General features: G+C 37.9%; 1 protein-coding gene. It reads left to right on the top strand.

Annotated features, from left to right (window positions below):
* Positions 1–65: 65 nt before the first annotated feature.
* On the top strand, positions 66–285 hold a 220-nt coding region (locus tag P3R27_RS15595), incomplete at its 3' end, for a Sak single strand annealing protein (protein ID WP_438839304.1).

The following is a 285-nucleotide window of genomic DNA, read 5'->3' as shown; positions in this document are numbered from 1 at the left end:
AAACAGGAACTTATGTTTCTGTGTCTGTCACGCTAAGAGGCAGGACTGAGACAGAACTTTTCCCGGTGACAGATTACAACAATAAGCCAATTGCTAAACCGGATGCAAGTCAGATTAATAACTCGGTTAAGCGTTGTTTTGTTAAAGCTTTAGCCCTTCATGGGTTAGGATTACACGTTTATCAAGGGGAAGATATTCCAGCTCCGCCAAAAATTGATACAAAAAAATTGAATATGCTTGAAGAAATAATTAATAACTTTAATGGAGAAATGGGCGAAGATATGG

Origin of the sequence: Enterococcus spodopteracolus, from assembly GCF_030441955.1 — a bacterium.
GTDB lineage: Bacteria > Bacillota > Bacilli > Lactobacillales > Enterococcaceae > Enterococcus_B > Enterococcus_B spodopteracolus.
This window is presented reverse-complemented; position numbering and strand designations above follow the sequence as displayed.